This window comes from Salinisphaera orenii subsp. orenii MK-B5, assembly GCF_003788635.1.
Taxonomy (GTDB): domain Bacteria; phylum Pseudomonadota; class Gammaproteobacteria; order Nevskiales; family Salinisphaeraceae; genus Salinisphaera; species Salinisphaera orenii.
Genome location: NZ_AYKH01000023.1, coordinates 110,471 through 134,148 on the forward strand (window position 1 = coordinate 110,471; position 23,678 = coordinate 134,148).

At 66.5% G+C, this 23,678-nt stretch carries 23 protein-coding genes; 12 read left to right on the top strand and 11 right to left on the bottom strand.

Annotated elements, in window-relative coordinates; genetic code table 11:
• The first annotated feature begins 113 nt into the window (after positions 1 to 113).
• The 5 genes from SAOR_RS11080 (at position 114) to cyoD (ending at position 5,213) form a co-directional block, all read left to right on the top strand.
• Entirely contained in the window at positions 114 to 1,073 is a 960-nt protein-coding gene (locus tag SAOR_RS11080; RefSeq protein ID WP_123631472.1) for an IS1595 family transposase, read from the top strand.
• A 175-nt stretch (positions 1,074 to 1,248) separates the two neighbouring features.
• Positions 1,249 to 2,127, top strand: a complete 879-nt coding sequence (cyoA, locus tag SAOR_RS11085; RefSeq protein ID WP_245965450.1) for a ubiquinol oxidase subunit II — start codon at positions 1,249 to 1,251, stop codon at positions 2,125 to 2,127.
• A gap of 21 nt (positions 2,128 to 2,148) precedes the next feature.
• A complete protein-coding gene (locus SAOR_RS11090) occupies positions 2,149 to 4,230 on the top strand; it encodes a cbb3-type cytochrome c oxidase subunit I (RefSeq protein ID WP_123631473.1) in 2,082 nt (693 codons plus the stop codon).
• A gap of 33 nt (positions 4,231 to 4,263) precedes the next feature.
• Entirely contained in the window at positions 4,264 to 4,881 is a 618-nt protein-coding gene (cyoC, locus tag SAOR_RS11095) for a cytochrome o ubiquinol oxidase subunit III (RefSeq protein ID WP_123589949.1), read from the top strand.
• Positions 4,878 to 5,213, top strand: coding sequence for a cytochrome o ubiquinol oxidase subunit IV (gene cyoD, locus SAOR_RS11100; protein ID WP_123631474.1), 336 nt, complete (start codon positions 4,878 to 4,880; stop codon positions 5,211 to 5,213). The genes cyoC and cyoD overlap by 4 nt, the downstream gene beginning before the upstream one ends.
• Positions 5,214 to 5,665: 452 nt before the next feature.
• Here cyoD and SAOR_RS11105 read toward each other — a convergent pair whose 3' ends face one another.
• Complete coding sequence (locus SAOR_RS11105) at positions 5,666 to 6,643, bottom strand: sensor domain-containing diguanylate cyclase (RefSeq protein ID WP_342782583.1); 978 nt, start codon at positions 6,641 to 6,643, stop codon at positions 5,666 to 5,668.
• Between SAOR_RS11105 and SAOR_RS11110 the strand changes: the two genes are divergently transcribed.
• The gene (locus tag SAOR_RS11110; protein WP_123631476.1) at positions 6,559 to 7,731 is read left to right on the top strand and encodes an IS256 family transposase; all 1,173 of its coding nucleotides are present in this window, start codon (positions 6,559 to 6,561) and stop codon (positions 7,729 to 7,731) included. The two genes, SAOR_RS11105 and SAOR_RS11110, sit on opposite strands and share 85 nt — an antisense overlap.
• A gap of 5 nt (positions 7,732 to 7,736) precedes the next feature.
• Here SAOR_RS11110 and SAOR_RS11115 read toward each other — a convergent pair whose 3' ends face one another.
• The 6 genes from SAOR_RS11115 to SAOR_RS11140 form a co-directional block, all read right to left on the bottom strand.
• A complete protein-coding gene (locus tag SAOR_RS11115) occupies positions 7,737 to 8,450 on the bottom strand; it encodes a PAS domain S-box protein (protein ID WP_123631477.1) in 714 nt (237 codons plus the stop codon).
• A gap of 303 nt (positions 8,451 to 8,753) precedes the next feature.
• The gene (locus SAOR_RS11120; RefSeq protein WP_123631478.1) at positions 8,754 to 9,050 is read right to left on the bottom strand and encodes a hypothetical protein; all 297 of its coding nucleotides are present in this window, start codon (positions 9,048 to 9,050) and stop codon (positions 8,754 to 8,756) included.
• Positions 9,051 to 9,304: 254 nt separating this feature from the next.
• On the bottom strand, positions 9,305 to 10,741 hold the full coding sequence (eat, locus tag SAOR_RS11125; protein WP_123589945.1) for an ethanolamine permease: 1,437 nt from the start codon (positions 10,739 to 10,741) through the stop codon (positions 9,305 to 9,307).
• Between the two features lie 20 nt (positions 10,742 to 10,761).
• Positions 10,762 to 11,610: an ethanolamine ammonia-lyase subunit EutC gene (gene eutC / locus SAOR_RS11130; protein ID WP_123631479.1), complete on the bottom strand. Its 849-nt coding sequence runs from the start codon at positions 11,608 to 11,610 to the stop codon at positions 10,762 to 10,764.
• A complete protein-coding gene (locus SAOR_RS11135) occupies positions 11,603 to 13,015 on the bottom strand; it encodes an ethanolamine ammonia-lyase subunit EutB (protein ID WP_123631480.1) in 1,413 nt (470 codons plus the stop codon). Before SAOR_RS11135 ends, eutC begins: the two co-directional genes overlap by 8 nt.
• Before the next feature lie 1,018 nt (positions 13,016 to 14,033).
• Positions 14,034 to 15,269, bottom strand: a complete 1,236-nt coding sequence (locus tag SAOR_RS11140; RefSeq protein ID WP_123631481.1) for a D-amino acid dehydrogenase — start codon at positions 15,267 to 15,269, stop codon at positions 14,034 to 14,036.
• Between the two features lie 253 nt (positions 15,270 to 15,522).
• On the opposite strand from SAOR_RS11140, the gene SAOR_RS11145 reads away from it, so the two are divergent.
• The 5 genes from SAOR_RS11145 to SAOR_RS11165 all read left to right on the top strand — a co-directional run bounded on the left by SAOR_RS11145 (position 15,523) and on the right by SAOR_RS11165 (position 19,349).
• Positions 15,523 to 15,885 carry a SpoIIAA family protein gene (locus tag SAOR_RS11145; protein ID WP_123631482.1) on the top strand — a complete coding sequence of 121 codons (363 nt, stop codon included), beginning with the start codon at positions 15,523 to 15,525 and terminating at the stop codon, positions 15,883 to 15,885.
• Complete coding sequence (locus tag SAOR_RS11150) at positions 15,878 to 16,279, top strand: cupin domain-containing protein (protein ID WP_123631483.1); 402 nt, start codon at positions 15,878 to 15,880, stop codon at positions 16,277 to 16,279. The genes SAOR_RS11145 and SAOR_RS11150 overlap by 8 nt, the downstream gene beginning before the upstream one ends.
• A 387-nt stretch (positions 16,280 to 16,666) precedes the next feature.
• Positions 16,667 to 17,281, top strand: coding sequence for a carbonic anhydrase (locus tag SAOR_RS11155; protein ID WP_123631484.1), 615 nt, complete (start codon positions 16,667 to 16,669; stop codon positions 17,279 to 17,281).
• A gap of 357 nt (positions 17,282 to 17,638) precedes the next feature.
• Positions 17,639 to 18,352 (top strand): haloacid dehalogenase type II, encoded by a 714-nt coding sequence (locus SAOR_RS11160; RefSeq protein WP_221179964.1) that lies wholly within the window; start codon positions 17,639 to 17,641, stop codon positions 18,350 to 18,352.
• A 400-nt stretch (positions 18,353 to 18,752) separates the two neighbouring features.
• Positions 18,753 to 19,349, top strand: a complete 597-nt coding sequence (locus tag SAOR_RS11165) for a cysteine hydrolase family protein (RefSeq protein WP_123631486.1) — start codon at positions 18,753 to 18,755, stop codon at positions 19,347 to 19,349.
• Between the two features lie 282 nt (positions 19,350 to 19,631).
• Here SAOR_RS11165 and SAOR_RS11170 read toward each other — a convergent pair whose 3' ends face one another.
• The gene (locus tag SAOR_RS11170; protein WP_123631487.1) at positions 19,632 to 20,771 is read right to left on the bottom strand and encodes an aminotransferase class V-fold PLP-dependent enzyme; all 1,140 of its coding nucleotides are present in this window, start codon (positions 20,769 to 20,771) and stop codon (positions 19,632 to 19,634) included.
• Between the two features lie 169 nt (positions 20,772 to 20,940).
• Here SAOR_RS11170 and SAOR_RS11175 point away from each other — a divergent pair, with 169 nt between their 5' ends.
• Positions 20,941 to 21,549 (top strand): ACP phosphodiesterase, encoded by a 609-nt coding sequence (locus SAOR_RS11175; RefSeq protein WP_123631488.1) that lies wholly within the window; start codon positions 20,941 to 20,943, stop codon positions 21,547 to 21,549.
• A 154-nt stretch (positions 21,550 to 21,703) separates the two neighbouring features.
• Here SAOR_RS11175 and SAOR_RS11180 read toward each other — a convergent pair whose 3' ends face one another.
• The 3 genes from SAOR_RS11180 to SAOR_RS11190 all read right to left on the bottom strand — a co-directional run bounded on the left by SAOR_RS11180 (position 21,704) and on the right by SAOR_RS11190 (position 23,616).
• A complete protein-coding gene (locus SAOR_RS11180) occupies positions 21,704 to 22,291 on the bottom strand; it encodes a hypothetical protein (protein ID WP_123589935.1) in 588 nt (195 codons plus the stop codon).
• 45 nt (positions 22,292 to 22,336) lie between these two features.
• Entirely contained in the window at positions 22,337 to 22,861 is a 525-nt protein-coding gene (locus SAOR_RS11185) for an invasion associated locus B family protein (RefSeq protein ID WP_245965451.1), read from the bottom strand.
• Positions 22,862 to 22,941: 80 nt separating this feature from the next.
• Positions 22,942 to 23,616, bottom strand: coding sequence for an SOS response-associated peptidase (locus tag SAOR_RS11190; protein ID WP_123631489.1), 675 nt, complete (start codon positions 23,614 to 23,616; stop codon positions 22,942 to 22,944).
• Positions 23,617 to 23,678: the final 62 nt, after the last annotated feature.

The following is a 23,678-nucleotide window of genomic DNA, read 5'->3' on the forward strand; positions in this document are numbered from 1 at the left end:
ATGGCCCGGTCGGTCCGCTAAAAATTCTCTTGATCATGTACCAAGTTTAGCCAGATCGTGATATGACCCACCCGCTGCGGAAAATCGAGCCGTGACACGCGTGGAGATTCATCATGGCAATCGATCAGGTCCAGATGCGACCTAGCCAATCGCTGGTGGAGTTCATGCAGGAACATGGTAGCCAAGCGCAATGCACACAGGCCGTGGCGGCCGCGCGCTGGCCGGGCGGTTGTGTCTGCGCCGTCTGCCATTGCTGCTTGCACCCCACGTTCGAGCAGGCCGGTCGGAATTGCTTGCAGTGCCAACGCTGTCGGTATCAGACCACGATGACCGCAGGCACGATCTTCGAGGCGAGTCAGCTGCCCCTGACGGCCTGGTTTCTGGCCATGCACTTCCGGACCCAGGCCAAGAACAACGTCTCGGCTCTGGACGTTCGACGCCAACTCGGCGTGAGATGGCGCACCGCCCGGCGGATTAAGCACAAGCTCATGACAGTCATAGCCGAGGGTGAGTCGCGTCGGCAATCGTCGGGCCGGGTCGAGATCGACGATGCCTGTCTCGGCGGCGAACGCGCAGGCAAGCCCGGCCAACGTGGCCGAGGATCGCCCAACAAGATCCCGTTGGTCATGGCGGTGTCCACGCTCGACGATCACAAGCCGCATCAAGTGGTGCTGCGCTGTATGCCCTTTACGTCAGACGCCGTGGCCGACTGGGCCAACGAGTCGCTGTCGGCGGACACCGATGCGGTGTCGGACGGCCTGCCGGCGTTTCGCGCGCTGCGTGCGGAGGTCGCGAGTCATCTTGCGATCGTCACCGGATCCAGCCGGGCGTCGGCCGGGCATCCCGAGTTCCGCTGGGTCAACATCATGCTGGGCAATCTCAAGACCTCAATCAACGGCACCTACCACGCGTTCAAATTTGCCAAGTACGCCGCTCGCTATCTCGCCGACTTCCAGTACCGCTTCAACCGGCGTTATAACCTCCGATCTATCCTGACTCGGCTGGCGGGCGCCGTGGCCACAACCGTTCCATGGCCGGAGTATCGCTTCAAACAGACTGAACTTTGTATATAGTCAAAATGACCGTTGTCTCGCTAATAACCTGCAAAAATCATGGTGGAATCGATGCATCAGGCATTTTAGCGAGAGCGATGGCTCGATATGCAGGGCCTAGTCACCCTTTGGAATGCATGTGATGTCTATCCAAACGTCTGGAAATACAATCCGCCGCCTCCGCCTGCCGCTGATCGTGCTGCTGACGCTCATGCTCGCCGGTTGCAGTGCGCAGTGGTTCGTCGATACGTTCTATCTCAACGAGCTGGTGACGTTCTTCACGGCCGGGCCCGTGGCGGCCTATCAGCGCAACGTGATGCTGTTCACCTTTACGGTGATGCTGTTCGTGCTGGTGCCGGTGGTCGGCTTCACGCTCTGGTTCGCGTGGCACTATCGCGCATCGAACCGCCACAACACCTATACCGCCAACTGGTATCACTCGGGTCTGCTGGAAGCCTTTCTCTGGGGTGGCCCGACCGTGATCATCGTGATCCTGGCCGTGCTCACCTGGGTGAGCACCTTCGATCTCGATCCTTACAAGCCGTTGGAGTCTGAGAACCCGACCATTGAAGTTCAGGCTATCGCCATGGACTGGAAATGGTTGTTCATCTACCCGGACTACAACATCGCGGTGGTCAATGAAATCGCCCTGCCTGTCGATACGCCGCTGCAGATCGACCTGACCTCGGCGTCCGTGATGAACGCTTTCATGATCCCTCGGCTGGGCAGCCAGATCATGGCGATGTCGGGCATGCGCACCCGCTTGCACCTGATGGCCACCGAGAAAGGCGAGTACTTCGGCAAGAACTATCAATACAGCGGCGACGGCTTCGCTGGCATGAATTTCCAGGTGCATGCGGTGAAACCGGACGCCTTCGATCAGTGGATCGAGCAGGCCCGGGCGGCGTCTAAACCGCTGGATATCGCCGCTTATCGCGAGTTGGTCAAGCCCAGCAAGAATGTCGATCCGATCTACTACTCATCGGTGCGCGACGGCCTGTTCGACTATGTCATCAAGCGCTTTCAGGAAGGCGACGGTTCGGTTCCGCCGCCCGATCGCCTGACGGATCGCTAGCTTCAGCGCATCGAGGACACGATGTTCGGAAAACTCACTCTAGACGCCTTCACTCATTCGAGCCTGATCATCGTTTTCGCGAACGTGATCATGGTCGGCACCGGTTTGCTGGTCATCGGCCTGCTTACGTATTTCCGCAAGTGGGGCTATCTATATCGCGAGTGGTTCACGACTGTGGATCACAAGAAGATCGGGGTGATGTATATCTTCATCGCGCTGATCTTCTTGCTGCGCGGTTTTATCGATGCCGCGATGGTGCGCGCCCAGCAGGCGACCGCCGGGCCGGGCATGGAAGGGTATCTGGAGGCGCATCACTTCGCCGAGTTGTTCACCGGCCACGGCACGATGATGATCTTCTTCATGGCCATGCCGTTCATCGTCGGTCTGATGAATATCGCCATTCCGCTGCAGATCGGCGCGCGCGACGTGTCCTATCCGCTTCTCAATGCGATCAGCCTGTGGCTGACGGCCGCGGCTGGCGCGCTGGTGATGATCTCGCTGCTGATCGGCCAGTTTTCGGAAGCGGGCTGGTCGGGTTATACGCCGTTCTCGGGGCTCGATCATAGCCCCAGCGTGGGCGTCGACTACTGGATCTGGGCGTTACAGATATCCGGCATCAGTACCACGCTGACCGGCGTCAATTTCCTGGTGACGATTCTCAAGAAACGCGCGCCCGGCATGAGCTTCATGCGCATGCCGATGTTCACCTGGACGTCGCTGTGCACCACGATCCTGATCGTGCTGTCTTTCCCGGCGTTGACCGTGGCGCTCGCGCTGCTGGCGCTGGACCGTTCGGCCGGAACCCATTTCTTCACGGGAACGATGGGCGGCGACCAGATGATGTACATCAACATGTTCTGGGTCTGGGGCCATCCGGAAGTCTATATTCTGGTGCTGCCGGTATTCGGCGTTTTCTCCGAAGTCGTCACGACCTACTGCAACAAGCGCCTGTTCGGCTACAAGTCGATGGTGTGGGCGACCATGGCCATCGCCTTCCTGTCGTTCACGGTCTGGGTCCATCACTTCTTCACGATGGGCCAGGATCCGCTGCGCAATGCCGCCTTCGGTATCGCCACCATGGTCATCGCCATTCCCACCGGCGTGAAGATCTACGACTGGATCTGGACGATGTTCCGGGGGCGTATCGAGTTCAAGCTGCCGATGCTGTGGACGCTGGGCTTCATCATCACCTTCACGATGGGTGGCATGAGCGGCGTGCTGCTCGCGATTCCCGGCGCCGACTACAAGATGCACAATAGCCTGTTCCTCGTCGCGCATTTTCATAACGTGCTGATTCCCGGAACGATGTTCGGCCTGTTGGCCGGCTTCTATTACTGGTTCCCGAAGGCCTTCGGTTTCAAGCTCGACGAGAAGTGGGGCCGGCATTCATTCTTCGGCTGGCTCGTGGGTTTCTATGTGGCCTTCGTGCCGCTGTACATGCTCGGCATGATGGGCATGCCGCGGCGCATGGCCAGCTATGAGAACCCGGTCTGGCATTTCTGGCTGGTGATCGCGGCCATCGGCGCGCTCATCGTGGCGTACGGCATCTTCGCGATGTTCATGCAGATTTACGTGAGCTATCGCGATCGCGAGAAGAACCGCGATCTCTCCGGCGATCCCTGGGGCGGACGTACGCTGGAGTGGTCGATCGCCTCGCCGCCGCCGGAGTACAACTTCGCGATCATTCCCGAAGTCCACGATCGCGACGCGTTCATGTACATGAAGGTGCACAACACCGCCTATCAGCGGCCCGAGCGCTATGAAGACATTCATATGCCCAAATCCACGCCGATCGCGATCGTCATCGCTGGCCTGGCGTTCGTGTTCGGCTTTGCCTATGTCTGGCATATCTGGTGGCTGGCCGGGCTATGCCTGCTCGGCGTGATTGGCGCGGTGATCGCGCGCAGCTTCAACCCGGAGCCGGAGTATGTGATCCCGGCAGAGGAAGTCGAACGTACCGAGAATGCGTTCCACGACAAGGTCGCCCAGGACGGTGCACTCGAGCGCATGAAGCATATCGAGTCGTTCGGCGACGAGCGTTCCGCATATGCCGCCACGCCGGAACCGTCCACGACCGGGACCCAATCGGAAAAGCCGCTATGAAAATGAAATGCATGCACAGCCGGGGCCGTGTCCATGTCGTCTAACGCCCACGATCTGAACAGCATTCGCGCCGCCGCCAGAGCCGATACGGAAGTCAACTTCGGTTTCTGGATCTATCTGATGAGCGACGTGATCATCTTCTCGATGCTCTTTCTGGTGTATGTCGATCTGTCCCAGCGCTATGCGGGCGGGCCGACCGCGGCCGATGTGTTCGAGCTGCGCGGCGTCTTTCTCGAGACCATGGCGCTGCTGCTATCGAGCCTGACTTTCGGCATGGCGATGGTGAACCTGCATCAGGGCCAGAAGGAGCGGGTCGTGATCTGGCTCGGGGTGACGTTCGTGCTCGGCGCGTTCTTCCTCGGCCACGAGCTCAGCGAGTTCGCCCACCTCATCCATGAAGGCGCCTCGTTCACCCGGAGCGGCTTTCTATCCGCGTTCTTCGGGCTGGTCGGCACCCACGGTGCGCATGTGTTCTTCGGCCTGGTCTGGATCGTGGTGATGGTCGTACAGATCAAGCTGCGCGGGCTGACGCCGCCGGTCGCCTCCCGGCTCGCGCGTTTGAGCCTGTTCTGGCATTTTCTCGATCTCGTGTGGATATGCGTGTTCTCGACCGTGTATCTGCCCGGCGTCCTGCAAGGAGTTGCGGCATGAGCCATTCCACCGATGTCACGCCCGGCCATGCGCCCACCGCACGGGGCTATATCACCGGTTTCGTGCTGGCACTCGTGCTTACCCTGATTCCATTTGGCTTCGTGGCCTTCGGGTCGCTGTCGCAGGGGGCGACGCTCATCGTGATTGCCGTGACCGCGGTTCTGCAGCTCGGCGTGCACCTGCGCTGGTTCCTGCATCTGGACATGTCGACCGAGCAGCGCTGGAACACGATCTCCATCCTGTTCTCTTTGCTGATTATGGTGGTGATGGTTGGCGGTACGATGTGGCTGTTCTATAGCCTCTATGTGCGTCACATGATGGTTGGCCACTAAACTGTCGAAAAGCGCTGGAATAATGGGCAAGAGATGCTGGTCATTCATTCAGCGTCGGTCGAGCATTTAGGTTTCGGCTTTCAGACGCAGTTTATCTACGTAACGGGAGACCGTTACGACCACAGATCAACCTAATCTCGGCTGCATGACGTCCAGACGTGACGGCGTGCATTGATCGACGATGCATATGTCCAGCAGCCACTTCTAAGTGATTGCCCTCTGGCTAGTATTCACCTCATCTGGCGCTATCGACAGGACAAAAATCATTGAATGGATAGCCAGTCATGCGCTCGGTGTCAGAAAACAATGGTCGCCGTGCTCTAGATGTTATTTGAACGAAGATGGCGCCGTTGTACACGATGTATGTGTCATCGCCACACCCATTCGATTTTGTTCCCGGAACCGGTTGCCAGCGTAATGCACTGAAGCGTTTGGGCCTCTACTCGTGTAGTTCAGCCCATAGCCACACGGTCACGGCCGGAGGCCTTGGCCTGGTAGAGCGCGCGGTCGGCCCGGGACACCAGCGCGTCGATCTTCTCCGCGCCGTCGAAGGCGACGATTCCGATACTGACCGTGAGTGCCAGCTCGGCGTCCACCGTGGGCAGCGGGGTCGAACGGATACGATCGGCGACGCGCTCGGCCAGACGCCGGGCCCCGTCGGCATCGGTGTTCGGCAGGACCACGAGAAATTCCTCACCGCCCCAGCGCCCCACGGTATCGGTCGTGCGAAGCGCCTCGGTGGCGACCCGCGCGAACAGCTGCAGCGCCTCGTCACCGACGCCGTGGCCGTGGCGATCGTTGATTGCCTTGAAGTGATCGAAATCGATCAGCAGCACGGAGAACGGTGCGCCGTAGCGTCGCGTGCGGCCGCGTTCCTCGTCGAGAAGCTGGCCGAGCCGGCGCCGGTTCGCAAGACCCGTGAGGTCGTCGGTGGTCGCGGCCACTCGAAGCCGGTCGCGCGTCTCGCAGAGCGCGAGGTAGTCGGCCCGGCGGGCCAGCTCATGACCGAGCCATTGGGCGATCAGGCCGGCGAACTGAAGATGCTGGGCCGGAAACGGCCGTCGCGGCACGGTGCTGGAAAAACACAGGGTGCCGTAGAGTTCGGCATCCACCCAAACGGGGCTGCCGATGTAGGACTCCAGGCCGAAGGTCGCGTAGCAGGACTGGTGCCGGATTTCGTGGCGGCTGACATCGTGGTAGGCGATCGGTCCGCCCGCCGCGAGGGTGCTCGCACAATAGGGAGTGCACCATTCGTTCTGTAAATTGGCTTTAGCCGGAAAGGCAGCAGGCCACCCGTTATCCTTTCGTTGGAATTCATTGGCGTGAATGACGAACGGAGAAACAAATGGCCTGCCACGGACAGGATAACGAAGCCACGGGCGCAGCGGAACTGATTGCCGAGCGGGGACTGGAAGGACTGGGTGACGCAGTGTCGATGCTGATCAACGAAGCGATGCGGCTCGAGCGTGAGCGTCATCTGGGGGTATCGCCGTTCGAACGCAGCCCCGAGCGGCGAGGCTATGCCAACGGCTACAAGCCGAAGACGGTCAAGTCGCGCATCGGTGCGCTCGAGCTGGCGGTGCCGCAGGTCCGCGAAGGCGGCTTCTATCCGGCCTCGCTGGAGCGCGGACTGCGCTCGGAACGCGCCCTGAAGCTCGCCCTGGCCGAGATGTATGTCAGCGGCGTCTCGACGCGCAAGGTCGCCCGCGTGACCGAACAGCTGTGCGGCTTCGAGGTCTCATCGAGCCAGGTCTCGCGCTGTGCCGAGGCCCTGGATGATGAGCTGACGGCTTGGCGCGAGCGCCCGCTCAGCGCCTATCCCTATGTGGTGCTCGATGCGCGCTACGAGAAGATGCGCCACGGCGGCACCGTGGTCGACTGTGCCGTGCTGCTGGCCATGGGCGTCGACGCCGAGGGTAAACGCGAACTGCTGGGCGTGTCGGTCGCGTTATCCGAAGCGGAGGTGCACTGGCGCGCATTCCTCAAAGATCTCGCGGCTCGCGGGCTGCACGGCGTGCGCCTGTTCGTGAGTGACGATCATGCCGGGCTCAAGGCCGCTCGCGCGGCCGTGTTCCCGGCGGTGGCCTGGCAACGCTGCCAGTTCCACCTGCAGCAGAATGCCGGGCATTACGTGCCCACTCGCGCTCTGAAGAAGCCGGTCGCGGCCGATATCCGGGCGATCTTCGATGCGCCGGATGAAGCCGAGGCAACGCGCCTGATCGAGCGCTTCATCCGCACCTACGACGCCAAGGCGTCCCAACTGACGCGGTGGGCGGAAACGGCCTTGCCCGAAGGCCTGGCGGTGCTGACGCTACCGCGCCACCATCGCCGGCGACTGCGTACGAGCAATGCCATCGAAGTCGTGAACCGTGAGATCAAGCGCCGCACCCGGGTGGCGACCTTGTTCCCGAATGAGGCCAGCTGCCTGCGACTGGTCACGGCCGTCGCCATGGAGATCTCGCAGGACTGGCAGACCGGGCGGCGTTATCTGAATATGAACGAGGACGACAGCGAATAGAACGATTACGCCAACGACAGGATCGCGAATTTACAGAACGGGTGTTGCTTACTCGCACAATAGGTGTCGCGGAGGTCGAACAGGCTCCCCGCGGCCAGCCCATCGTCGGGATGGATGACGTCGACGATCTCGTAGGTCCCGCCTTCGATGCGGCTGAGCACACCGATCGGCAGCTCGAACAGATCACAGCCGATGCGCAGCATTTCGTGCACCCGCTCGTCGAAGCCCATGTGCTGGCTCGATGCCACGTCGTGCAGGCGCGCGGTGGCGCGATCGATGGCGATACGTTCGGATACGTCGCGCACGATCATCAGGGTCAGCGGCCGAGCCGCCGTGTCGTCTCCGAGCACGCCGCGCCGCGTCTCGCCGTCGAACAGGCGACCGCGGGCACTCCGGTAGGCGCGGATGTGGGGTTGATGGAGCGGCGTCACGCGATTCGCGGCGTCGACGCGATCGTGCTCGGGCCGATCGCGCGCGGCGCTATCGGCGTCGAGCATGGCAAGCGGTTTGTCGATCAGCGTGTCGGCGTCGTATTCGAACAGTGCCAGCGCCGCCGGATTCGCGCCGACGATCCGTTGTCGTGCGTCGGCAAGCAGCACGGCGTCGAGCATGTCCCGGAAGACGCCTTCCAGCAGCAGGAGGCTGTCCAGCAGCCGGCCGTCGATCCGGTCCGCGGCGAACGCAACCGAGTCCGAACCGTCGCGGCGTTCGTCGCTCACGCCCGGACGGCTCCCGTCGGGCTACGCCTCGTACGCGGACGCGGCCCCTGCCCCAGCCTTTCCGGTGCCGGTGCCGGTGCCGGTGCCGGTGCCGGTGCCGGTGCCAGTGCCGGTGTCGGTCTGCCCTCGCGCCTCAAGACCGTCTCCCGTCGCATCGTCACGATCATTGACAACCGTACAACGTGGGTCTTGATATTCGATACCCGGTGCGACCGTGCGACTCGTGGCCGCTCGAGAAGAGCCGCCGTCTGCGCGCGCACGGCGTCCCGCGTCAGCGCCCGCGCGAGAGACGCATCAGTCCTGTCAGCGTTTGTGGTCCGCGCCCTGGCCGAGCTCTGCGCTGGCCTGCTCACGCAGACTCCCCAGCTCCTTGAGCGTGGCGACCACGGCTTCGATGCGCGCCTGCGGCCACTCGCTCACATAGTCGGGGATCGAACCGTCCCCCGCCTTCATGTCGGCGTCCACGGCCAGGGCGTCGGGCAGATGCTGTTCGAATCGGGCGATGTCCGGCAGCACTTCGGCCAGGGTCGCCCTGGGCAGCGCGACGCCGCCGATGTCGATATGGGTGTTGCCCGTGTCCTTGTTTGCGGAATCGTTCATGCGTGTCTCACTGGCGATTGGCCGCTCCCATTGGCTCGGCGCCGACCGGCAACGCCACTGTAGTGGGCATCGCCCGCCGACGACACGGCATCCTAACGATCGCGAGGCGCCACGTCATGCCCCGACGCGCGCCGTGGCGCGTCGGGGCGGCGCGAATGCACGGGGCTCTTTCGGGCCCCGTAAACGGCCGGGCGACCCTGCCGGTCGCCGATCGCCCGGCCGCCGGATCGAAGCGGCGGCACCGTGATGACCGCTCAAGTGTTGCCGCGTGATGCGTCCTCGGTATCGGGTGCGTCCAGATCGGACTCCGCACGGGCCAGCAGGTCGAACTCCTCGGCCGCCGTCTTGGCCACGAGATGGTGCCGACTGTAGGCGAAGAAGTAGACGGCGCCGACCGCGAACAGTACCAAGGTGTAGCCGAAGGCCCCGGGATCGAAGGCATACACGCCGGTCAGCGCGATCAGCGAGAGCACGAGCGCGATGCCGGACGTCACGATGCCGCCGGGCGTGTGGTACGGCCGATTCAGGTTCGGCTGATTGACGCGCAGCAGGATGTGGCTGCCCGCCATCAACGCGTAGGACAGCGTGGCCCCGACCACGGCCATGCCCAGAATCAGATCACCGGCGCCGCTCAGCGAGGCGATGAAACCGAGTACGCCGGGCACGATCAGCGCCCAGGTCGGTGCCTTGCGGGCGCTGGTCAGCGACAGGAACTTCGGCAGATAGCCGGCGCGCGACAGCGCGAACACGAGCCGGCTGTAGCCGTAGATGATAGAGAAGAACGACGCGATCAGGCCGGCCATGCCGAGCACGTTGACGACCGTGGCCAGCGTCGTGCTGCCGGTATCCTGGAGCGCGGTGACCAGCGGCACGCCGCTCTCGCCGATCGCCTCGGCGCCGGCCGCACCGGCGAGCAGAAACACCACCAGCACCGCGGTCACCAGCAGGAACAGCATCGCGCCGATGATGCCCTTGGGCACGTCGCGGGCCGGATCCTTGGCCTCTTCCGCGCCGAGCGGCACACCCTCGACCGCCAGGAACAGCCACATGCCGAAGGGCAGCGCGGCCCAGATGCCGTACCAGCCCATCGGCATGAAGCTCGATGCGCCGAAGGCGTCCGTGGGCGCGATGTCGAACAGGTTGCTGACCTGGAAATCGCCGATCAGCGCCACGGCGGTGGCCAGAATCGCGAACACCGCGAGGCCGCTGATCGCCATCATGACCTTGAGCGCTTCGCCCACGCCGGCTAGGTGTATGCCGATGAACACCAGGTAGAACGCGGCATAGACGATCGGGCCGTTCAGGCCGATCAACTCCCCCACCGCGGCGCCGATGAAGACCACGATCGCCGCCGGCGCCAGCGCGTATTCGATGAGCACCGCCAGGCCGGTGAGATAGCCGCCGGTCGGGCCCATGGCCTGGCGGGCGAAACTGTAACCGCCGCCCGCCGCCGGGATCGCCGCGGACATTTCGGCCAGCGACAGCACGAGCGTGAAATACATGATGCCCATGAGTACCGCGGCGATCGCGAAGCCGCCCCAGCCGGCCTCGCCGATGCCGAAGTTCCAGCCGGCGAAATCGCCGGAGATGACGTACGACACGCCCAGACCGGCGAGCAGCACCCAGCCGGCCGTGCCGCGCTGTAGCTGTCGCTTGGCCAGATAGTCGTCGTCGATATCGGATGCGCTCATCGGTGGATATCCTTTGATTCTCAGTCGGTCAGGAAATTGCCGGGCTCGCCGGCGTGTTCGATCACGTCGTCCTCGCTGCGGTCCTTGAGCGCCACCCCGGAGAGTTCGCGTTCGCGCGCCTCGCGCAGCAGATAACGCAGTCGCCGGGCCGCCTCGGTCAGTGCCAGGCCGGCCGGTCGTACATTGGAGATACAGTTGCGGTCGGCGTCGGTCACGCCGACCCGCGGCGCCCAGGTGAGATACAGGCCGAGGCTGTCCGGCGAGCTCAGCCCGGGCCGCTCGCCGACCAGCACGACCACCGCTCGGGCGTTGAGCCGTTCGCCGATCTCGTCGCCGATGGCCACACGGCCCTGCTCGACCACGGTCAGCGGCGCGATGCGCCATGTCGCATCGTCTTCGGCCAGCGCCTCGGCCAGCGCCGAGATGAAGGGCGCGGCGTGTTCCTGGACCGCCCGCGCTGAAAGCCCGTCGACGACCACCAGCGCCAGGTCGAAGGCCGCGCCGTGGTCATCGCCGGTCTGCGACAGGCGCTCGACGGAGGCCTCGTCCAGCCGCCGGCCGAGGTCCGGCCGCTGCAGATACATGGTGCGGTGCTCGGCGCGGGTATGCAGTGCGATCGGCTCCCCGGCCGGCACCGGTTCCCCGCAGTTAGCGAGTTGTTCGCACAGCGCGGGCACGTCGAGAGGCCAATGCACGGCGTCCCGCGCCTGGGCATGGGCGAGCTGGAATTCGAGCAGCCGGCTGGTGGGCAGACTGATGCCCGCCCGCCCCAGACCGATGCGGGCATCGGTGAAGCTGCGCAGCCGCCGCCAGGGGTTGCGCACGACTGCGGTCTCGGTCGTCTCCGCGGGGTCGGTCTCGTCAGCCATCACGTGCCTCCGTGGAGATCCGGTCCAGCGAGGGCGCGAAGGCCGCGGGGACTTCGCGGCTCGGGCGCATTGCGGTGACGTCTTCGAACACGCCCATGTGGTCGAGCCAGCGCTCGAACTCCGGCGCCGGCCGCAGACCGAGTGCGCGGCGCGCATAGAGCGCGTCGTGGAACGAGGTCGTCTGGTAATTGAGCATGATGTCGTCGGAGCCGGGAATGCCCATCACGAAGTTGCAGCCGGCCACGCCCAGCAGCGTGAGCAGGTTGTCCATGTCGTTCTGGTCCGCCTCGGCGTGGTTCGTGTAGCAGACGTCGCAGCCCATCGGCACGCCGAGCAGCTTGCCGCAGCAGTGGTCCTCGAGGCCGGCGCGGATGATCTCCTTGCCGTCGAACAGATACTCCGGGCCGATGAAGCCGACGACGGTGTTCACCAGCAACGGCTCGAACTTGCGTGCGACCGCATAGGCGCGGGCCTCGCAGGTCTGCTGGTCGAGCCCGTGGTGCGCGTCGGCGGACAGCGAACTGCCCTGCCCGGTCTCGAAGTACATGACGTTGTCGCCGACCGTGCCGCGCTTGAGGCCCAGGGCGGCGTCGCGGGCCTCGGCCAGATCCGAGAGGCCGAAGCCGAAGCTGCGATTGGTGGCCTCGGTGCCGCCGATCGACTGGAACACCAGATCGACCGGCGCGCCGGATTCGATCGCCTCGAGCGTGTTCGTAACATGGGTCAGCACGCAGGACTGGGTCGGAATCTCGTACTTGCGGATCACCTCGTCGAGCATCCGCATCAGCTTGACCGACTGGCTGACGTTGTCGGTCGCCGGATTGATGCCGATCACCGCGTCGCCGTTGCCGTAGAGCAGCCCGTCGAGGATGCTGGCCGCGATGCCGGTGGCGTCGTCGGTCGGGTGATTGGGCTGCAGCCGCGTGGACAGATGCCCCGGCTGGCCGATGGTGTTGCGGAACGCGGTCACCACGTGGCACTTCTTCGCGACCAGGATCAGATCCTGATTGCGCATGATCTTGCTGACCGCCGCGACCATTTCCGGCGTCAGCCCCGGCCGCAGGCGGGCCAGCGCGTCGGACGTGGCCTCGTCGCCGAGCAGCCAGTTGCGGAAATCCCCGACCGTGAGATGCGACACCGGCTCGAACGCGGCGGGGTCGTGCTCGTCGAGGATCAGACGGGTGATTTCGTCGTCCTCGTAGGGCACCAGCGCCTCCTCTAGAAAGACCTTGAGAGGCAGTTCGGCCAGCACCATCTGTGCGACCACGCGTTCCTCGGCGGATTCGGCGATGACCCCGGCCAGCCGATCCCCCGAGCGCGCCGGACTGGCCTTGGCCATGACCTCCGCGAGGCTGTCGAAATGGTAGGTGGTGGTACCGAGCGTGTGGCGATAACGGCTCGTCATCCGGACCTCCGGTTGGCAACGAGGGCTGCAGCGGCTGACCGCAGCCCGGGAGTTCTTCGAAACTACGCCGCCCCGGCGCATTCGGCGATCATCCCTTGGTCGCGTGCTGTCTGTCGACGGGGGCGAAGCTCGCGACTGGACGCAAGTTGTCTGCCAGCCCCGGAGGCGACGATCCGCTCGCCCGATCAAAGGCCGTGACGCGCCCGATACCGTAGACCGTAGCCGTTACATTCCGACCGGCGTCATGAGCGGCCGGCGCGCCGCGGTGTTGCATCATCGTGACGCAGAACGTGCACGTGTATCGTGCAGTGCACGCCTTGGACGAGCCGGCCGAGCCCCCCGATGCGCCGGACGGGTGCATTGCGCCAGACTGATTGGTGTGATTCCGGACCGCATTCATCGGCGGCGAACGCTGCGGGCGTTGTGACCCGAGTCGGCGCCCGGCGCTCGACGGCAGGACCCGGCCCTCCGGCCCTCCGACCGTCCGTGCGGGCGAACGGTGATCGGCGATAGACGATGGGCGCCACGCCGGATCGCTCCAGAGGCGCGCGAATGAGAGATCGTCCGCGTGGCGCGTGATCAGCCGCGTGCCGTCCGCGCCGACGGCGGCCCGAATCCGTCGGCCACGGTCGGCCGGCCCGCGCGGGCACACGCCCGCCGGCGCCCCGGCCGTCCGAGAGGCATGCCGTCAACGCGGCCGCACCGCCATGCTCGGCAGGCACGGAACGCGGCCAATCGTGCCTCCGCGGGCCGTTCGCGCCGAGTCATGCAGCGTCGTTCGGCTGGGACCGAACCCTATCCTGCGTACGTCCGGCGTCGCCTTACTGCGTCAGACCGGTGACGCCTCGCGCCGGCCGGGCCGGTGCGTTGCGGTCGGTCCAGTGCGCCCCGGCGGCGGCGCAGCGGCCGCGGCGGCTCCGGCGTGGGTCATGGCCGACCGGGAGCCATCGCGCTCGCGCCGATCGACGGCTCGATCTCGCCCGCACGATGGTCGCGCCATCGCACTCGTCGCCCGAACTCAGGCCGACGGCGTCGCGGCGCTCGACTCGACGATGCCCGCGATGGTGTCCGCCGTGGCCGCCGACAGCGTCCAGCCGAGATGACCGTGGCCGGTGTTGTAGAACACGTTCGACGATCGCCGGCCGCGACCGACACGCGGCAGCATGTTCGGCATCATCGGGCGCAGGCCGGCCCAGGGCACGACGTCACGGGTGTTCACATCCGGGAAATAGGTCTCGACCCAGCGCGTCAGCGGCTCGATCCGGTCGGCGCGGATGTCGTGGTTGAAGCCGTTGAACTCGGCACTGCCGGCCACCCGCAGGCGATCGGTGCCCAACCGGCTGCTGACGAGCTTGACCGCGTCGTCGAGCAGGCTGACCTCCGGGGCGGCGGCCCGCGATGCGTCATCGCCCAGGTTGACGGTGATCGAGTAGCCCTTGACCGGATAGACGTTGACGCGGTCGCCCAGCTGGGCGGCGAAGTCGCGGCTGGCGTTGCCCGCGCAGACCACCACGGCATCGTGAACCGCCCGGGTTTCCCGGCCCTCGTGCTCCGCGGTGATCGTCACGCGAAGGCCGTCGCTGTGCACGCGGCGCACGGCGTGCCGATAGCGCAGCACCGCGCCGCGCCGTTCGGCGGCGCGCGCCAGACCGTGGGTGTACATGTGGATGTCACCGGTGGCGTCGCTTTCGGTATAGAAGCCGCCGTAGTAGTCGGCGACCAGTGTCGGCTCGAGCGCGCGCATCTCCTCCGGCGTGACCGCGCGTCGCTCCAGGCCGCCGGCTTCCAGCAGCGGATTAACCGCCGCGGCGTGGTCGAAATCCGCCTTGTTCCGATAGACGTGCATCAGGCCCGTGTGTTTGGCGTCGAAGTCGATGCCCTCGGTCTCGGCCCAGCCGAACAGGTGTTCGCGGGCGGCGATCGCCAACCGTACGCTTTCGGTCGTGTTCGGCCCGTACTGCGGAATCGCGGCCATGAATTCGGCGAACCAGGAGATCTTGTGCCAGGACGGCTTGGGGTTGACGAGCAACGGCGCGTCGCCGCGGAACATCCACTTCAGCCCCTTGAGGATGGTGGGCCAGTGGTTCCATGCTTCGGCGTTGCAGGCCGACAGCTGCGCGCCGTTGGCGAACGAAGTCTCCATGGCCGGATAGCGGTTGCGCTCGTAGAGCGTGACGTCGAACCCGCGCCGTACCAGCGCATAGGCCGTGGTGACACCGGTGATGCCGCCGCCGAGAACAGCGATTGTCTTCATGCGGACCTCGTCATGGCGTGATGCGACGTATGGCACACGCCGCGTGTGACCGAAGATGGCCTGTTCAGCGACCGAATCAAGGCTTCTGCACGGTTCGTGCCGCCCATGCCACCGCGCGCGAGCGCCTCGACGCGATGCCGCTCGCATTTGGTCGTTACCACTCGAACCGGAAACGGGCCGCCTCGGTGCCGCCATCTGCCCCGAAGGCGGTATCTGCTAGCCTCCGGGCATCACATTGTTTCCGGAGTCCCCGATGATCCGTATTCTCCCATTCGATGACGATCGCGTCGTCGCCCTGCACGTCGACGGCAAGACCACCGCCGAGGATCTGACCCCGGTGCTGTCCACGATCGAGAAGAAGCTCGCGGCCCACGATCGTCTGCGCATCTATCTCGAACTGCACGATTTCGGCGGCCTGTCGGCCGATGCACTGCTCGGGGACCTGAAGGCGGCGGTCAAGCACTGGAACCGGTTCGAGCGCGAGGCGATCGTCACCGACACGGCCTGGGCCCAGAAGGTCGCCTCGGCCGCGGGCCGGCTGGTGCCCGGCCTCGATATCCGGTCCTTCGCCTTCAACGAGCGTGACGCTGCCCGGTCGTGGATTCGCGATGCCTGAGGATGACCCGGACCGCGGCCCGTCCGCCGTGCGCTCCGGCATACGGCGCGCCGATGCGGTGACGGAATTCGAGACCGAGGAACGCTGCTCTATCCTGGAGGTGGCCAACGACGCCGAAGACGGCGCGGTGTCGATCGCGCGGGCCCGGGTCCGGCCGGGCGTGACGACCGCATGGCATCACCTGATCGACACCCACGAGCGCTATCTCATCGTCAGCGGACTCGGGCGAGCCGAGATCGGTGAGCGCCCCCCGGCCGACGTCGCCGCCGGCGACGTGGTGCGCATTCCGGCCGGCGTCGCCCAGCGCATCGAGAACATCGGCGACACCGATCTGGTGTTCTACGCAATCTGCTCGCCTCGATTCACGCCGGCGTGCTACGTCGCGCTCGAATAGCGCCGAACAAGGCCCATGCCGGCGGCGACAGCTGCGCCGCAGCATCCATGCACGGCCGGCAGGGGCTTATCTCCCGACTGTCCCTGCCAGACGGACTGCCGCTCGCGCCTTGTTTCGGACCACGATACGTCGGCTCTGCGGCTCGGCCGCCGTCGTGGCACGAGTCGGCAACGGCGACAACGACGGACGACGAGCGGGTTCGCGGCCGATACGCTGTGTCGCGTCAGCGGGTCGGCACGTCGGTCACAGGATTCGGAGGCGCACGACTCGAGCGCCGTATCGCCCGCTCGCCTCGGCCGTCGCCCGGATCGCGCGGAGCCGGTTTGTGATCGCGCGAATTATTGCGCATCCTTTGCTTTACAGCCCATCACACAGGATGAATGCCGGATGATATCCGCCGACGAAGCCCTCGAACGGCTCAAGCGAGGCAACCGCGATTTCGTCACTCGACTCCGCAGCGCGGATACATTGGCCGGCTCCCAGGCCGAGCTGGTGCAGCAGCAGGAGCCGTTCGCCATCGTGCTGGGCTGCTCGGATGCCCGCGTGCCGGCGGAGCTGGTTTTCAACCAGGGGCTGGGCGATCTGTTCGTAATCCGGGTCGCCGGCAATATCGTGGCACCGTCGCAGATCGGCAGCATCGAGTTCGCGGCCGCCATGTTCGGCACCCGCCTGGTGGTCGTGCTCGGCCACAGCCAGTGCGGTGCGATCCAGGCCACGCTCAACGAACTACAGCAGCCGACCGAGAATCAGTCCCCGAATCTGGCTTCGATCGTCAAACGCGTGCGGCCGTCGGTCGCGCGTCTGCTCAAGACCGATCTTCGCCACGATCACGCCGCGCTGGTGGCCGCCGCGGTACGCGCCAACGTCGACAAGTCGGTGCGCCAGCTGCGGCGGGGTTCGGCCATCCTGGAGGATCTGATCGAGAACGACGGCCTGAAGGTGGTCGGTGCCGAATACGCCGTGGAGACCGGCGAAGTCGCGTTCTTCGACGGCGCCGCATGACGGCCATCGCCGCCCGCGTGGCATGAGCGCGCGGTACGGTCGACCGGCAGGCCGGTGTGCCATCGCGGCGACGCCCGGCTGGCGCATTCGCGCCAATCGATTGCAGCCGGCTCGGCCGGTCGGAATCATCACGGCCCGGCGGCACGCCACCGAGGCCGGCCATACCGCCGTTCGCACGTCGACCGCGCTTGCCGTGGCGCAGGGCCTGAAGCGTCGCCCGCAACGCTGCCGCGCCCTACGATCGGCCCGCGCACGCGGGCCGTCGTCCGTGTGCTCCCGTCGCGCGTCGGCAACAACGCGGTCCTCGGCCGACCCCGGGCCGCGCGGCGAAAGGATGATTGAGCGATGACCGCGTCAATGCCCCGCACCGATGCCTCGACCCCGCGGATTCTGGCCTGCGACGTCTTCGGTACGGTCGTCGACTGGCACGGCTCGGTCATGCGCGAGATCGCGGCACGCGCGCCGGCAATCGATGCCGCGGCGTTCGCGCGCGCCTGGCGGGCCGGGTACCAGCCGGCCATGGCGCGGGTTCGCGCCGGCGAACTCGGCTGGACGCGTATCGACGTGCTCAACCGCATGATCCTCGACACGCTGCTGCCCGAGTTCGGCCTGGCGGCCATGGACGAGGCGAGCCGCGCCGAACTCAACCGCGTCTGGCAGCGTCTGGCGCCCTGGCCGGACGCGGTGGCCGGACTGGCACGGCTACGGTCGCGCTTCATGCTCTGCACGTTGTCCAACGGCAACATCGGCCTGCTGGCCGAGATGGCCAAACACGCCGGCCTGCCCTGGGACTGCATCCTCTCGGCCGAGACCTTCGGCCGCTACAAGCCCGATCCCCGCACCTATCGGGGCGTGGCCGAGATCTTCGACGTCGAGCCCGGGCAGGTGATGCTGGTAGCCGCGCACCAGGACGATCTGGACGCCGCGCGCGACTGTGGCCTGCAGACGGCCTACATCGAGCGCCCGGCGGAGTTCGGCGCCGACGCGCCGAAGCCGGTCGTGGGCGATGCGGCCAACACCCTGCATGCGAGGGATTTGACGGATCTCGCCGACCGGCTCGGCTGTCCGTAGCGTGCCGACGATTCGCGGGACGCAGTCGCATCGCCCGGAGTGCGCGATTGCGCGATGAAACGGGCCAGCGCGGCCGCGCTCGCCGGCCCGGGTCGCCACGGGTGCGGCCGGTCGTCGGCCGGCCGTGATCGAGATCAACCGCTGGCCCGCGCCGTCCGTGAATGCAGCGAGAATGCCGAAGCGGCTCGATCCCGGACCAGCCCGTCGTCGCGGGCGCGCCACTTCGATGATCGTCGCCCCGGGCGTGCGCGATCGGCGGACGGCATCCGTCGTCCCGATGCCCTGGCCCGATGTCCTGGCCCGATCGAATCGTTCCGGCCTATAGTGGCCCCGGCGCGCCGCGCCGCGAGAACGGCCGTCCGGAAGCCGTTCCAGCTTTCAACGAGGAGAACGACGAGCCATGACTGCGAACCCCACACTCCGCGCCGTCTCCGGACTGCCGGACACGCCCGCCGCCCTGTCCGATGCGGTGCTCATTCTCATCGATTGCCAGAACACCTACCGCGAGGGGGTGATGCAGCTGGAGGGCGTCGAGCCCGCACTTGTCGAGGCGCGTCGGCTTCTCGAGCGCGCCCGCGCGGCCGGTACGCCGATCGTGCATGTGCGCCACGACGCCGGCGCGGGATCGCCCTACGATCTGGATACCCACGTGGGCCGGATTGCCGAGGAGGTGGCGCCGGCCGAGGGCGAGACGCTCATCACCAAGACCCATCCGAACGCGTTCGTGCACACCGATCTGCAAGACGTGCTCCAGCGTTACGGCCGGAGCGATCTGGTCATCGCCGGATTCATGACCCATATGTGCGTCAACTCCACCGCCCGCGGTGCCTTCAACCTCGGTTATGCGCCGACCGTAGTCGCTGCTGCGACCGCCACGCGGGCGCTGCCACTGGGCGACCATACGGTGCCGGCGCAGGCGCTGCACGAGGCCAGTCTCGCCGGCATCGCCGACCTGTTCGGTGTCGTCGCGGCCGATGGCGACGCCATTCCGGATTGAACGCCGTACGGCGGGTGATACGAAACGCCTGCCGGGCTCGTCGACCGAATGGGGTGCGCCATGGCGCTCCCCATGGGCGCTGCCGCGTGTCGCGTCGTTTCGGAATCGACCGCGGCGGTTTCGGCTCCTCGGGCGCGCTACGGGCGGAGCGCGTTTTGGACGCGACACGCGATCCACCTCGTCCGCGTTCGCGCGATCACGGATGCGGTGGCCGGAATCAAAACGGCCCGCCGTCGTCTTCAGCGAGGGCGGGCCGTACATCGGCGTAATGCGGCGCGGCCGTCAGCCGACGGGCGCGGCGATCTGCTCGACCACGGCTTCCAGACGGGCCACGGTGCGATCGACATCGGCGAGCTTGTCCAGCCCGAACAGGCCGATGCGGAACGTGCTGAAGCCGTCGCCTTCATCGCACATCAGCGGTACGCCGGCGGCGACCTGCATGCCGACGTCCTTGAACCGCTTGCCCGAGCGAATGTCCGGGTCGTCGGTATAGCTGACCACGACGCCGGATGCCTGGTAGCCCTCGGCCGCCACGCTGGGAAAGCCGCTGCTCTCGAGCAGTGCGCGAACCCGGCGCCCCAGTTCCTTCTGGCGTGCCTCGGCCTCGGCGAGGCCGAAATCGCGCGTCTCGTGCATCATCTCGCGCAGACGCGTCAGGCCGTCGGTGGGCATCGTGGCGTGATAGGCGTGCCCGCCCTTCTCGTAGGTTTCCATGATCTCGAGCCACTTGCGCAGATCGCAGGCGTAGCTCGTGCTGGTCGTGTGCTCGATGCGTTCGCGCGCACGTTCGCCGAGCATCACCAGGCCGGCGCAGGGCGATGAACTCCAGCCCTTCTGCGGCGCGCTCACGAGCACGTCCACACCGGTGTCGGCCATGTCGACCCAGTGCACGCCCGAGGCGATGCAGTCGAGCACGAACAGCCCGCCGACCTCGTGGACGGCGTCTGCGACCGCCCTGAGATAGTCGTCCGGCAGAACCATACCCGCCGAGGTCTCCACGTGCGGCGCGAACACGACGTCCGGCGCGTCGGCCCGAATGCGCTCGACCACCTCGCCGATCGGTGCGGGCGCGAACGGCGCCTGCAGATCGTCGTGGGTGCGCCGCGCCTGAATCGCATCGTGGGACGCGGGGATGCCGCCCATCTCGAGGATCTGCGTCCAGCGATAGCTGAACCAGCCGTTGCGGATGACCAGGCATCGCCGATCGCCGGCGAACTGACGCGCGACCGCCTCCATGCCGAAAGTGCCGCTGCCCGGGACGACCACGGCCGAGTGGGCTGCGTAGGCTTCCTTGAGCAGCGTCGAGACGTCGGTCAGCACATCCTGGAAGCGCGCCGACATGTGATTGAGGGCGCGGTCGGTGTAGACCACGGAGTATTCGAGCAGTCCGTCCGGATCCACCTGAGACCAGTTTTCTGACATATTCTTCTATCTCCCGGTGTTCGTGCCAGCTCGGTACTGTCGCACAAAAATCACCGGGGGTCGCGGCGCGACGCCCACGTACCGGCCCCGATGACGGCACCCGAATGAACGAATCCCGAGCGAATGCGCCCCGAACCCGGCCCTGTGGCCCGACCCGCCGGCGTCGTCCGTGAATCTGCTCGTGCACCTGTATCTGGCCGAACGCACGGGCACGTCCGCCGCCGGCCAGATTCTCGGCGACATGGTCAAGGGACGGCTCGACGGGCGTCACGGCGCGGCCGTCGAGCGCGGCATCCGTCTGCACCGCGGCATCGACCGGGTGAGCGACGATCACGAGGCGCACCGCGCGATGCGTCGCCGTTTCCCGCCGCCGCTGCGCCGCTATGCCGGCATACTCGTGGACATCGGCTTCGACTACAGCCTGGCGCGGGCCTGGCCGGCCGCCATGCACGGCAGTCTCGCGGCCTTTGCACAGCGCGCGCAGCGCCGGGTGATCGCCGAGTGGCCGCAGACTGCACCCCTGCCCGCCTCACGAATGCGGGGGCTGGCCGCCACGCTGGCCGGCTATGCCGATCCGAGCGGCATTCAACGGGCGCTGGACTCCGTCGCCGCACGACTGGCGCGGGCCAGCCCGGTGGCCGACGCCCTGCCCGCGATGCTGGCCGAGCGGCCGGCTTTCGACGCGCGGCTGCCCGATATTCTGGCCGACCTGGATGCCTTCGCGGCGGCCGGCGCGAACGAGAGCGTCGGGAGGCCGGCGCGCCCGGCCGAGCGCTGAGGGCGGTTCCAGTCGCCGAGCGTTACCGGTACGCGGGCCCCGCGCGCGGTCGGCATGCGATTTCGGGCCGGCTGGGCCTCGCGGTTGCGATACGCCGGCGGCATGCGCCGTGAAAAGCGCGAGACAGGAAACGAACCGAAGGCCTCGTCCGTCGTCAGCCGGCCCAGCTGCGCTCCAGACGATCGGCGACGTCGATGTCGCGCAGGGCGCGGATGCGCGGCGCGTCGATCTGCTCGGCGATATAGTGCGCGACGTGGCGACGGAGTTCGCCCTCGACGTCCGCCAGCCGGTTGAGCACGTTGGCGCCGAAACCGCGGGCCGCGACCTCCACGCGCACGTCCGCTTCCGCGGGCGTGGCCACGTCGATGAATATCCGCAGCGGCGCGAGCGCCCGCGCGGTCAGGCGCAGATCGGCGTGCAGGTCGGCGTCGAAGCGATGCGACTGGCCGGCCAGCCGCACTTCGAGGGCGAGATGCACCGGCAGGGTCACGTCGAAGGCGATGACCTCGCCCTCGCGCGGCGTCACCTTGGGCGCCACCACGTGGCCGCTCGCGGTGATGCTCGCCACGCCGCCGGGGCCGATGCTGCGCGGGCCGACGTCGATGCGGTCGCCGGCGATGCTCGCCAGCGCCGACTCGACGCGTTCCGTGGTGACCGCATACTCGAAGAACCGTCGACCGAAGGTCTCGTAGGAGAACTCGCGTTCGTCGCCCTCCGGCGCAGCAGCCTCATCCGCACTCATCGTCGGCCGCAGCCGCGGCCGTCCACGCGTATCAAGCCCATGGCGTTAGCGACGGATACGGTTGTCGGCGTCGGTGAATCCCTGCAGCGAGACGTTCAGATCGATCTGCTCGCCGCGCGGGCCGATGAGGCTGACCTTCGCGTTACTGCCGCTGCGCATGCGGTTGCGCAGCGCATCATCCACGGGGAAATCCGCACGACAGCCCTGCTGCAGGCATATCTGAAAGGGAAACGTCTCCGGCTCGCTACCGTCGACCGAGAACTGCACACCCGGCGACAGGCGGGTACCCAGCGGCAGGATGAGGATCATCGCCGCACTGTCGATCTCGGGCGGATAGCCCATCACGATACGCAGAATGGGCTCGCCGGACTCGGGGCTGTTGACGAGCTGGGTCATCTCGCAGCGCTGCTCGCCGTTCTCCGGGCAACGGACCTGCCAGTCCTCGAACTCCTCGACATCCACGTTCTCGGCGTTGGACGGCTGCTGCTGCTGGGCGAAGGCGCCCGGCGCGAACGCTGCCGAGAAAGCGAGCATCGCGACGGCGAACCCCTGGACAAGACGCTGCGACATGTTTCGAATCCCCTGTAGTTGACGCCACTACTTTACTAGACAACGCCGTGATCGTGACACGGCGCTCGCCCGGCGCCGGTTCACCGGGCGGGATCGATCGGTTCGACCAGCGCCGGGTCGTCGTGCGCGCCGGCCCGGTTGAGACGCGTGCCCACCGCCCACGTGGTGAGGTCCCTGTGCGCCTGCGCCGTGGCGACGTCCGCCGCCGGGATGTCGACATCCAGCCAGTCCCGAGCGCCGGCCGCGTCCAGTACCAAAGGCATGCGGTGGTGTATCTCGGCCGCCGCGCCCACCGCCGGACGCGTGACGATCGCCGCACATCGTTGCCCGGCGGCCCGGTGATCGGCGGCCAGCGCGGCCGGTCGCGACCAGACGGCGGCCAGAAAGAACGGCTGGCCGTCGGCCGGGCGCAGCGCGAACGGCTGCCGGTGCGTGTCGAGACGCTGCCACTCGTACCACCAGTCCGCGGGGATCACGCCGCGACGCCGGCCGAACGCTCGCCGCCAGAACGACGTCGCGCGCTTGTCCAGGCGCGCGTTGATCCGCGCACGGCCGCGGCTGTCCCAGCTCGGAATGAAGCCCCAGAACAGGCGGTCGTAACAGGGTCTCTCCTGCGGTCGCGGCCGATGGATGGCGGCGATCGACGCGCCCGGCGCGATGTTGTAGCCGGTGACGTCGTCCGGCGGCCGAGCCTCGATACCGAGCAGCCGCGCGAAGACGGCCGGGTCGGTGGTCAGACCGAAACGCCCGCACATGGGCTCAGGCGTCTCCCGGTCGCTGCGGTGTGACGACCGGAGATCCACGGCCGGCGGCGATC